Genomic DNA, 11,528 nt, shown 5'->3' with positions numbered 1-11,528 from the left:
CTTATTTTGCCCCCCCCCCCCGTGTGTCAAGGCGCCTTTGGGCTCTTGGGCGGCGCGGTGTGGGCGGTTCCCTCACCGGTGGGGTGGCAAACCGGGGCAAAACAAATCGGGCCCCCTCCCTACGCTGGGGTGGGCGCACTTGTCGAATTGGGCTAGCTTGCTATTTCTTGCCCGTGACGGCTGCGTAGCCAAGTGAGAGGACCGCGGCAGCCGCGATGCTGATGATCCAGCGGATCCAGTCGATCCCATTTGTATTGCCCTTGTCCAAGAGGCCTTCCCAGACCCAGTACCCGATAAGCGCTCCTGCAACGCCAAGCACGATGGTCACGATCATGCCGTACTGCTGCTTACCTGGCAGTACGAGACGAGCCAGGATTCCGATGACTGCGCCGAAAATGATGGTTCCGATAATTTGCCCCATGACAGCCCCTCTCACACGTCGTGCATGCACGCGGACGGAAGATCACCGCTCAGGGAAACAATAACCACAGTCACACACAACTGTCGCTTGTTGACCGAATTGTTGTCCGAGATGCAACCTGGACGTGTTACACGCAGGACATTCGCGAGTTATTCTTTCGCAATCAAGCAGACCTACCGTTCTCGTCCATGGCCACTTCCGTAAAACTGCCGAACAGCGAGCTCGCGCGACTCGCCAACAAGCCGCCCTGGTACCGATCACTGTTCGTGCAACTGATCGCCGCTATCGTCATCGGCGTCCTCATCGGCTGGTTGTGGCCGGAATTCGGCGCGAATCTCAAGCCCCTTGCCGACGGGTTCATCAAACTGATCAAAATGCTGATCGCGCCGATTATCTTCTGCACCGTCGTGATCGGGATTGCTCACGTCGGGGATCTGAAGGCCGTGGGGCGTATCGGCGTCAAAGCACTCATCTACTTCGAGGTAGTGACCACCTTCGCCCTGTTGTTCGGGCTGCTCATCGGAAATCTGATGAAGCCGGGTGCGGGATTCAACATCGATCCGGAGACGCTGGCGAACGGTGCGGACGCCGTGGCCGCCAAGACCGGAAGTGGCGAACTCCCCCACACGGTCGAGTTCCTGCTCAATATCATTCCGGTGTCGATAGTTTCAGCCTTCGCCGAGAACGCACTCCTCCAAGTCCTCTTCTTCGCAGTACTGTTCGGACTCGCCTTGGCCAAGGCAGGCGAGAGCGGCCCACCGATCGTGTTCGAACTCGTCGATCGCCTGAGCCATCTGTTCTTCACGATCATCGGCTGGATCATGCGACTGGCGCCGTTGGGCGCTCTAGGCGCGATGGCGTACATCGTCGGCCAGTACGGGATCGCTTCGCTCGGAAGTTACGGAAAGCTGATCGCCGCATGCTATCTCGCCGCCGTCCTGTTCATCCTCATCCTGGCCGCGATAGTCAGGTACTTCGCGGGCGTGAACCTGTGGAAGTTCGTCAAGTACATCAAGGACGAACTCTTCCTCGCGTTGGGAACGGCGTCGACCGAAGTAGTTCTGCCCCGAATCATGGTCAAGCTCACCAACGCCGGATGCTCGCGAACGACAACAGGATTGGTGGTACCAACCGGGTACTCGTTCAATCTCGACGGCGCAACGCTGTACCTGTCGATCTGCATGCTGTTTCTGGCTCAGGCACTCGGTGTGGACCTGACACTCGGTGAACAGATCACTGCCGTCCTGGTTCTGATGCTCACGTCGAAGGGAATGGCAGGGGTACCGGGATCGTCCTTCCTGGCGCTGTCCGCCACTGTGGCCGCAATCGGTCACGGCGCAATTCCGGTCGCCGCAGTCGCCCTCCTACTGGGCGCTGATCGAATCATGGACTCGATGCGGGTGTCGGTGAACCTGCTCGGGAACTGTGTCGCAACCTTCGTGGTCGCCAATTGGGAGGGGCAGCTCGACAAGGAGCGCATGCGCCGAGTGCTCGACGGCGAGGATGTTCCACCGCTCGAGGAAGTCGATCCGATCACGGGGAAAACTGTTCCGGCACCCGAAACCGAAGGCATCCTGACCCAGTAGGTAGGTGCCGGCTGCTGTTTGCACATCGGAAATCGGTGCTGAAGAGTCGCGGGGGCGGACTTCACTGGAAAATCCAGACCGACAGCTACAAAGGCAAATATTTGCAGATGGCGGCAACCTTGCCGTCAAGGGTCCGTTGAATCTACAAATATGGCACTTGCGCTGCACCGACTCCACTTCACTGAAAAGCGACTTGCGACATCTAGATATTGCCAGGTGGTTGCCGCAGTGGCGATTCACAATTCAGCGAACGGGCAGCATTATATTTGCCGGAATTAAAAGGACTAAAGTCCGATGTTCAACCGACGAATAGACTCGAGTGGGTAAAAATCAATCAGTTCCGAAAGCCTTATCTGCATGCATTTATGCCGTGCCAGCTGCACTTATGCTGATAGTTTCCCGCAATAAGCTGTTGCGGGATTGATCATATGGCCATCGCTTCAAATTGTCCGAATGGTCACCTATTGCTATCGTAACCTTTGCGAAGGACTGGACCCAATTTCCCAGCAAAGGAATACAGTGACCGCATCCATGCAGGATATTGAACACTTGTCCACTAATCGACTTTCGGTGGTTGTTCCGGTATTTAACGAAGAGAACGCGGTTTCCGGCTGCATCGAGCGTCTACTGACCCAGTCGGAAATCGATGAGATTCTGATTGTCGACAACAACTCGACGGACGGTACTGCATCGATCATCCAGGAGTTCGCCGAAAAGTACGACAAAGTCAGATATGTCTTCGAGGCCCGCCAAGGCGTGGTACACGCCCGGAACGCGGGCTTCGACGCCTCGACCGGCAACATCATCGGTCGTATCGACGCGGACACACGGGTACAACCGGGATGGGCAGATGCGGTCAAGGGTTTCTTCCAACGCAGCACCGCTCATTCAGCGGTTGCCGGACTCACCTACCTCTTCGAATCGCCGTTTGCTCGAATCCACCGCTACGCACTGGACAGGCAGGTGAAGCAGGGGAAGTTCGATTGCGAACGTCAAGTACTCGCTGTCGCCGGAGCGAACATGGCGATCAGAAAGAGCGCATGGCTGTCCGTCCGCGAGCAAGTCAGTGACCGGCCTGACATCCACGAAGATATCGACCTTTCACTGTGCCTTCGGGAGGAAGGGATGACGATCGGTCAGATCGCCGACATGCGAGCAGAGACGTCCGGTCGACGCGGTGAAACCCCTCCGTTGGAGTACCTGAAGTACAACCAAGCATCCGAATCGGTTCTGCACCTTCACAACATCATGAATTGGCGCCTCAAACTGACCATCTGGGGCGACTCGATGCTCCACGCGCTCGTGTGGCCCGTCTACCGCCTTTACAACTTCGAGAAGGAGCGCCTGGAGTTCAGGCGCTTGTTCGGCAGGTCGCAAGGTCGAATCATGCCGGTTCACCAGTAGCCCATCGAGTTTCGCTAATCACCGAAGATTTGCAGCCGCCAAATTTCACGACAGTTTCAACGCCGTGATGCGGTCTTCACTGGAGCGCAACAGCACCTTGTCCCCCGCCCACAGCTCCCGCGGCATCGCCCAGGGGGTGAACTCGTCGTCCCCGTCCTGGTCGACCCGAACCTCCCAACTACGTTGGCCCGTACGGACATCCGTTCCGTAGACGTTTCCCTCGTCGATGACGACATCGCCGTGCCAGACAACCTCTCCGGCGCGCTCGGCGTTCGATCGCCACAGGACCTCACCGGTGAAGAGGTCCACGAACTGGACCTCGGGCTCGGAACCGGAACGGGTCACGGCGACCACGTTGCCGATCACCGCCAACGACTGTGCGGTGTCGAAGACTTCACTGTTGGACCACAATTTCTCGCCGGACTTCCGGTCGAAACCGCTGTGTCCCAGAATGATCGGAGTCGATCCGCCGACAGGTTCATCTCGACTGTATCGCCCACCGTAGTGCGAGGACTTCGAGGACAGTTCGTCCGTCCTGGCGAACTCGCGCCCGTTCTGATCGAGTGCGTACTCACTTGTCGGGCGACCGTTGCCTTCGCAACCGCCGTCCGACACCAAGGTCACACCGTCCGACGATGTGTGCGCGGTCGAGCAGGTAGAGTAACCGTGCACCCACCGCTGTTCGCCGGTCTTCAGGTCGAATCCCAAGGACTCGTCGAGAGCGATCACACCCAGGTCACCGTGAACCGCCATCACCGGATCGACGTATCCGGCTTCCCACGATCCACCGACGTCGAACGCTTTGGACCAGTTCGCTTCCGGATCGTCGACGGTTCCGCTGTGCACGCGAACGTCGTTGCTCTCGATATCACCTTCGAGCGCGAGGACGGTGTCGCCCGAGACAACCGCGATGATCGGCGACCACGGCGTCTTGATGTCTCGCCGCTCTCCCGTCTCGATGTCGAACAGAGAGTACGAACCACCGGATACGTACGGCCCGGAGAAACACAGCACCGAGATGCCGAGCAGAGTCTCGGAGCAACCACCTATATCGACCGCCGACGTGCGCCAGCGGACTGTGCCGTCCTCGGCGTCCAGTCCGACCAATTCCGCGTCGTCCAACGAATACGCCTGACGGTCCGGCATACCGATCATCGTGACCACAAGTGATCCGGCGTCGATGAATCCGCCCATCTCCATGTTGAATTCGGTTCCAACAAGTGGGCTCCGAAAGATCGCGAACTCGCGCCCGAGAATCTCGGAGGCCTCGACGCTCCACAACGGCGACGAGGCCGCTGTCGGTTCGAAATTCGTCGACGTGACCACCGTGGCGACGGCGGCGGTGACGGTGACCACGGCAGCGGCGGCCGCGATTCGAAGGCGCGTTTTCGGGGAGAATCTGGTGGTCATCGAATCTCCAGGCCGTCGGTCGTCGCGAGAAACTCCAACTGCTCGAACGTCATCGGCACGTTCGGTGCCTCGGCCGACGAGCTCACCGTTACTTGCGTCCCACCCGTGTGGGTAACTACTACAGACCTGTGGGCATTCTCCCAGCGACTCTCATCACGTTCGATCACGGACCCATCCTCGGAGGTCACCATCGAGAGCGGGTGCCCGTCGTAAGAAGGGTCATACTTGTTCGGAGGCGTAGGAAGCGGCTGCCCACTGGTAATCGAGATGCTGAGGCGCGACTCGTTGCCGCCCGACCGTGCGACGAGATCCTGGCACGCGGTGGTGGTGTCGTTTTCGGCAAGAACCAGATCACCCAGCTGACTGCCGAGGTCAGGCGCGTCTGGCGGTGCTGCGCGCCAACCCGATCGGAGCGCTTCACCGAGCGCGTCGACGATTCCTCGATCCAGTTCCCGCCCTGATGACTCGTCCGCCCAACCGCCGCAATCAATCTGAAGCGGTGCAGTGCCTGGTGGAATAGGCGCGGTGATTCGCAGCTGTGGCATTTCGACAAGGGTTGCAAGTTCGTCGAGCGTCAGTGGCACCACGCCGGAACTCTCGGCGTCCCGACCTCCGTCGTTGTTCGTGTCGTTGACATACGCCTGGATACGGGTCCCGTCGATTCCGTACAGCATCGCCGACCGACCAAGAGTGCGTACACCATTGGTTTCGCTCCACGTATCCTGCAGGTCCACCACAGACTGGTCGGCCAGCACCCGACGTTCGACGAGCGACCCCGCAACACACGATGGGATCGGATCAGAACTCGAGTGCAGCATCAGGCTGAGCGCGCCGATCTTCCCGTCCCGAACCAGCGTCCCGGACGCAGTGGTGGACGCCAGATCCTCGAGCGAGAACCCCTCGGGCAGGCCATCTGTGTTCGAAGGCGCATAGATCGGCCCGAACTGGAGCGAATTGCCCGGGCTGGCGAACTTCAGCTCGACGTCGTGCGGCAGCGCCTGTTTGACCGCGTCAGACATAGCTGCTGCCTTGGCGCTCGAGAACCACGGAAAGCGTGGATCGTCGTACGTGTTGGATCCGTCCAGAATATAGGAGAAGAACGAATCCTCCTCTGGCGCTTCGACGCTCTCACAACCCGGAATGGTGGTCGGGTACACCGCGGTCGGCGTGACGTACGAGAATTCAGGTGCGTCTTCGGCGAACCCACCGTCCGGCGTAGACGTCACGCTGACAGACGTCGATGCAGCTACCGAGATGTTGTCGGACTCCGAGCCACTCCACCGATCCACGAACCCGGCAACCACTGTGCCGCCGGCGATCAGGGAGACGACCGTCAACGCGAAGGTCCACTTCTCCGCACGCTTCGAATCGGTTTGCTCGTTCGGCACGAGTCCTCACAGTCATCGTCACGGCTCGCCCCCGGTGCGCGTCGCCTCTGGAAGTCCTGTCGCGATCACAGCAATTTCTGTTACCAACCGGATGGTTTCCTATTTGTGTCAGCGCCATCCAGACACAAATGAACGGGGTGCCAGTTGCTCTGCAACCGGCACCCCGTTCGTTTCACGACCTGAGTGCTTACACCCTGACAGGAACCTTATTCGGGTCTGGATCGGAGTCCGGGTCTTGATCGATCGGAATCCGCCGAATCGCTTCACCCTCGATGTCGACATTCGGCAGGATCTTGTCGAGCCACGCGGGCAACTTCCACGCCGAATCACCGAGAATCGACATGACCGCAGGGATCACGATCATGCGGATGATGAAGGCGTCGAAGAAGACTGCCGCCGCCAGACCGAAGCCCATCATCTTGCTTGTCGTCTCCGAGGACAGCATGAATGCGCCGAACACGGAGATCATGATGATCGCCGCCGACGCGACCACGCGAGCACCATGGGTGTAGCCGGAGACGATGGCGTCCTTGGCCGACAATCCGTGCACATATTCCTCGCGCATTCTCGTCACGAGGAACACTTGATAGTCCATCGCCAACCCGAACACCACGCCGATCATGAAGATCGGTAGGAACGAAATGATCGGTTGAGTGTGCTCGATCAGCCCGAAGTCGCCTTCTTGGAAAATCGCCACCGTGGCGCCGAAGGTCGCACAGACGGAGAACAAAAATCCGAGAGTTGCGGTCAGCGGCACCAGGATCGAGCGGAAGACGACCATCATGATGATGAACGCCAGCCCGACCACCACGATCAGATAAGGGATGAGCGCGGAACTGAGCTTCGACGACATGTCGGCAACGATCGCGGTTTGACCCGCCACACCGAGTTCAGCTCCCTCCGACTTCACCGTCGATCCGTAGTCACGAATCTGATTCATCAGTTCGTGGGTTTCGTGTCCACTCGGGGACATCTGCGGGGTGACGGCGATCAGGGCAGAGTTGGCGCCCGCCATCGGGTTTGCCGCGTCCGGTCCGTTTCCGACCCACATCAGCTGATCCGGCGTTGCGACGTTGTCGAGGCCCTTGATGTGCGCGACAGTGCCTTCGGCAATCGCGGTGATGTCGGTACCGTCGGGTGCATCGAGCACGACGAACAACTCACCGTTGACGCCTTCACCGAACCCTCGTTGCAGTAGGGCCAGCGCCGGTCGCTCTTCGTCCTGAGTGAAGGAGAGTCCGAGTTCGAGCTTGGTCATCGGAATAGCCGCGATCACCAGGAGAACCAGAGCAGCACCAGCGATCGGCCACGGGTATTTGGTGACTATCTTGGCCCAGCGATGACCGTTGGATTCCATCGTCTCGGGCTCGTCACCGTGGCGAAGGCCGGGGATACGAGGCGAGAACGCGAATCGGCCGAAGATACCCAGAACAGCCGGGATCAACGTGATTGCGCCGAGGACAGCGATGATGACGGCAACGGCTGCAGAGATTCCCATCTGGGTGATCATTGGAACCCCGACCACCGCCAGGGCTGCCAGCGCGACCACAACCGTCAGGCCGGCGAAGACGACGGACGAACCGGCAGTACCCACTGCGCGCCCGACTGCTGCTTCCCTCGTTCCGCCCAAATTGAGCTCACTGCGGTAGCGCGAAACGATGAACAACGCGTAGTCGATCGAGACTGCGATGCCGATCATCGTGACGATTCCTGTGACGCCTTCGTTGATGTCGAAGAAGCCCGAACCGAGTGTGACCGTCAGAGTGGCCAGCGCAATTCCCAGAATTGCGGTGAACAACGGAATGAAAGCCGCAATGAGCGCGCCGAACGCCACGATCATCACGATGAACGCCACCGCGAAGCCGAGCATCTCCGACAGACCGCCTGCGGCCTGCACCTGCATCATGGAGCCGGTGCCTTCGACTTGCAGGCCACCGGTGCGGAATTTTGCCATCAGGTCGAGGAACGCCGTCTTGTTGGCCTGCGTCTGATCCTCGATGCGAATCGACTGATTGAGCTGGATCAGCCCGACCTTGCCGTTGTCCCCGAGAACGGCCGACGCCACCGCCGGATTGGCCTCCGCGAGAGTCACCGGGTTGACGATCTTCTCGGGATCGACGATGTCCGGCAAAGTCTTCGCCTGCGCGATCAACTGGTCGATCTGATCGCTGTGTGCGGCAAGTCCGTCGTCTGCCGCGATGAGAATACTGGTCGACGCCTGAGTTTGCTGCTCGGCTGCCGCTGCAAAGTTCTCGTTCATCAACTCGGTCGCACGTTGGGAATCAGTGCCCGGAAGATTGAATTCTTTGGAGAACGTCGGATTTGTGGCGCTGATTGCGCCCCCCACCACCGCGATCACGATGATCCACGCGGCCACCACAAGATACTTGTGGCGGAAAGCAAACTTCCCCAACCTGTAAAGATACGTAGCCAACGTAGGCCTCTCTCGCCGTGGACTGGTCTGTCCGAAGAACACGGAGTCTTTCGGTGCCAAGGTCATACGGTACGGACCGATCGGCCCGTTGGCACCCGGTATATCTGCGAAAACGGCATATCCGACGCGCCTTCGTCTCGTTTTCAGACCGCTCGGTACCGTGGACACGACACGGGCAGGCGCCTCACCAGAGCAGACGCCACGGAGCACGAAAGGCAATTCCATGAATCACGGCCAGGCCGTCGATCGCGATCTCCTCCTTGCCGGCCAACAGCGACTCGACGCACTGGGTCCACGATTGACTGGATCGCCTTCACACCACGCTGTGGTGCAAGAAGTCGCGAACGAACTGACCGAACTAGGCCTCGACGTCCGGCGTGATTCACACACTTTCGAACGCTGGGATCTACCGGACACATCTGAGGGGCTTCGCATCGAATTGCCGACGGGACCGATCAATGTTTCGTCCGCATTCCCCTACTCGGGATTGACCGGGCCTCAGGGAATCTCCGCTCCCCTGGTCTACGTCAGCGCGCGACGCCCCAAGTGGTCGGCGGCCAAGGGCGCGATCGCAGTGATCGAGGTCCCGCACATCGATCTTCCCCGCCAGCTACTGGTCAGCGAGTGGGGCCCGATCGCCACCGACGAGACACTTCGAAATCCGGTTCTCTCCGCAACTCTTCTGGGCCCGAAGCTCGACAAGGCCCGCAAGGCCGGTGTCCTCAGTGTGATCGCGGTGTGGCGTGACATTGCTCCGGACAACGCACTGGGACAATATCTTCCGTTCACTCAGCCATATCACGACATCCCCGCCGTCTGGGTGGCCGGCGACGAGGGCGCGAAGGTTGTCGCTGCAGCTCGTTCCGGTCAGCGGGCGACTCTGGTACTGGATGCGACGCTGCATCCGGACACCCGGACTGACACGGTGTGGGCGGTGTCCCCCGGAACCTCACCCGAAGAGACGATTCTGCTCATCACTCACAGTGACGGAACAAACGGCGTCGAGGAGAACGGCCATCTGGGAATGTTGGCGTTGGCGCGGCACGCCGTGGCGCAGCCGCATCGACGGTCGTACGTTTTTGTCCTGACGACTGGCCACCTTCGTATTCCAGCGGTGTCCAAGCACGGGCAGGCAACGTCGACGTGGCTCGAAGCGCACCCCGAGATGTGGAAGGGCGAAGCCGGTCAGGCGCGCGCAGTAGCGGGGATCGCCATCGAGCACCTCGGCGCACTGGGTGATACCGAGGACAACTCGACCGGCAGCTATACGTTGGAGACCACTCCGGAACCGGAACTGCTCTACGCGACGAGTCGGGAAGTACACGACATCGTTGCACCGCTGTGGCGCGACATCGGAGCGGGCGATCGCCGAATCGTGGCGCCAGGACCGGTCATTCATTTCGGTGAGGGCGAACCACTGTTCGAGCGGAAGATCCCGGCGGTCGCCTTGGTGACGGCGCCGCAGTACCTGCTCGCTCTGCGTGATGCCGACGCCGTTACGCACGTCGACCTGGACGCGATGATCAAGCAGATCGAAAGCTTCCGGGATCTACTCGACGCATTCGATGCGACCGACACCGCGTCTTTCGGTCCGGTGGTCTCGCGTTCGGTGTTCGCGAAGTTCTCGGCACTACTTCAGTTGATGCAGATTTTGTCGAAAGCCAAGAAATAGTGCTGTGCGCCTTTGTTAACCGCCCGCGGTTAATAAAGGCGCACAGCAGTTGTCCTACTTGTCGTGAATGATCACGCCACGGATGTTCTTGCCGTCACGCAGATCCTGGTAGCCCTGGTTGACGTCTTCGAGACTGTAGGTGTTGGTGATCAGTTCGTCGAGCTTGAGCTGGCCGGCATCGTAGAGACGCAGCAGTCGTACGATGTCGTACTGCGGGTTCATCGAACCGAACAGCGTGCCCTTGATCGTCTTCTGATTCAGGGTCAGGTCGGTACCCGACACGTGAACGGTCAGCTTGGCAGGGTCGGCGAGTCCCGTGATCACCACGGTGCCACCCTTACCGATCACTGCCGTCGCTGCACTGACGACGTCCTCGTCGACGGTGCCGACAAGGATGAGCGCAGCGTCGGCGCCCTGTCCCCAGGTCAGCTCGTTGACCTTGGCAGCCGCACTCTCGGCGTCTGCAAAGGCATGCGTGGCACCGAATTTCAGTGCGGTGTCACGCTTGAGAGCAACCGGATCGACCACCACTACGTACTTGCAACCAGCCGAAACAGCACCCTGGACCGCGTTGATGCCGAGACCACCGATGCCGTAGATCACCGCGGTGTCACCGGCGCGAAGGTTACCGGCGTTGACGGCGGTGCCCCAGCCCGACGGCACACCGCAACCGACGACCGCTGCGGTCTCCAACGGAAGCCAGTCGTCGATCTTGACAACCGAGTGCTGCGAGATGGTGGCTCGCTCGGAAAACGTTCCGAGCATGCACATTCCGCCGAAGTCCAGACCGTTGCCATGGAAACGGAAGGACCCGTCCGGCATGGAACCTTCGAGGATGGTGGCGCCCATGTCACACAGGTTCTGGCGACCGGTCGAGCAGTAGCGACAGGTGCCGCAGTTGGGAATGAAACTACACACGACATGATCGCCCGGCTTGACCTTCGTGACGCCAGGGCCGACCTCTTCGATGATGCCCGAGCCCTCGTGTCCGCCGACGATCGGATAACGCGGCGGGAGATCACCGTCGGTCAGGTGCAGATCCGAATGGCACAGTCCGGCCGCGGTGTACTTGATCAGTACCTCACCCACACCCGGGCCGTCGAGGTCGAGTTCCATGATCTCGAAAGGCTTTCCGGGCTCGAGCAGTACAGCAGCTTTGGTCTTCACTGGTGATCTCCTTGATTGTCGGACGAGAGAATGAGCGATGAGGTCG

Annotated in this window: 8 protein-coding genes; 3 read left to right on the top strand and 5 right to left on the bottom strand. The window is 60.0% G+C overall.

From position 1 onward, the window contains the following. Nucleotides 1–160: 160 nt before the first annotated feature. Nucleotides 161–421, bottom strand: a complete 261-nt coding sequence (locus tag ACFWAD_RS25375) for a GlsB/YeaQ/YmgE family stress response membrane protein (RefSeq protein WP_378548823.1) — start codon at nucleotides 419–421, stop codon at nucleotides 161–163. A gap of 188 nt (nucleotides 422–609) precedes the next feature. On the opposite strand from ACFWAD_RS25375, the gene dctA reads away from it, so the two are divergent. Continuing rightward, on the top strand, nucleotides 610–2,007 hold the full coding sequence (gene dctA / locus ACFWAD_RS25370) for a C4-dicarboxylate transporter DctA (protein WP_378548820.1): 1,398 nt from the start codon (nucleotides 610–612) through the stop codon (nucleotides 2,005–2,007). Nucleotides 2,008–2,556: 549 nt separating this feature from the next. Further along, the gene (locus ACFWAD_RS25365) at nucleotides 2,557–3,411 is read left to right on the top strand and encodes a glycosyltransferase (RefSeq protein WP_378548817.1); all 855 of its coding nucleotides are present in this window, start codon (nucleotides 2,557–2,559) and stop codon (nucleotides 3,409–3,411) included. 45 nt (nucleotides 3,412–3,456) lie between these two features. Here the strand turns inward: ACFWAD_RS25365 and ACFWAD_RS25360 are convergent, their stop codons facing one another. The 3 genes from ACFWAD_RS25360 to ACFWAD_RS25350 form a co-directional block, all read right to left on the bottom strand. Further along, nucleotides 3,457–4,821 (bottom strand): PQQ-binding-like beta-propeller repeat protein, encoded by a 1,365-nt coding sequence (locus ACFWAD_RS25360; RefSeq protein WP_378548814.1) that lies wholly within the window; start codon nucleotides 4,819–4,821, stop codon nucleotides 3,457–3,459. After that, complete coding sequence (locus ACFWAD_RS25355; RefSeq protein ID WP_378548812.1) at nucleotides 4,818–6,209, bottom strand: hypothetical protein; 1,392 nt, start codon at nucleotides 6,207–6,209, stop codon at nucleotides 4,818–4,820. Before ACFWAD_RS25355 ends, ACFWAD_RS25360 begins: the two co-directional genes overlap by 4 nt. Nucleotides 6,210–6,396: 187 nt before the next feature. Beyond that, on the bottom strand, nucleotides 6,397–8,643 hold the full coding sequence (locus ACFWAD_RS25350) for an MMPL family transporter (RefSeq protein WP_378548848.1): 2,247 nt from the start codon (nucleotides 8,641–8,643) through the stop codon (nucleotides 6,397–6,399). Nucleotides 8,644–8,866: 223 nt separating this feature from the next. Here ACFWAD_RS25350 and ACFWAD_RS25345 point away from each other — a divergent pair, with 223 nt between their 5' ends. Then, complete coding sequence (locus ACFWAD_RS25345) at nucleotides 8,867–10,315, top strand: hypothetical protein (RefSeq protein ID WP_378548809.1); 1,449 nt, start codon at nucleotides 8,867–8,869, stop codon at nucleotides 10,313–10,315. A 54-nt stretch (nucleotides 10,316–10,369) separates the two neighbouring features. Here the strand turns inward: ACFWAD_RS25345 and ACFWAD_RS25340 are convergent, their stop codons facing one another. Then, complete coding sequence (locus tag ACFWAD_RS25340) at nucleotides 10,370–11,482, bottom strand: NDMA-dependent alcohol dehydrogenase (protein ID WP_378548806.1); 1,113 nt, start codon at nucleotides 11,480–11,482, stop codon at nucleotides 10,370–10,372. Between the last annotated feature and the right edge of the window lie 46 nt (nucleotides 11,483–11,528).

It is taken from the genome of Rhodococcus sp. NPDC059969 (genome assembly GCF_042738325.1).
GTDB lineage: Bacteria > Actinomycetota > Actinomycetes > Mycobacteriales > Mycobacteriaceae > Rhodococcus_F.
This window is presented reverse-complemented; position numbering and strand designations above follow the sequence as displayed.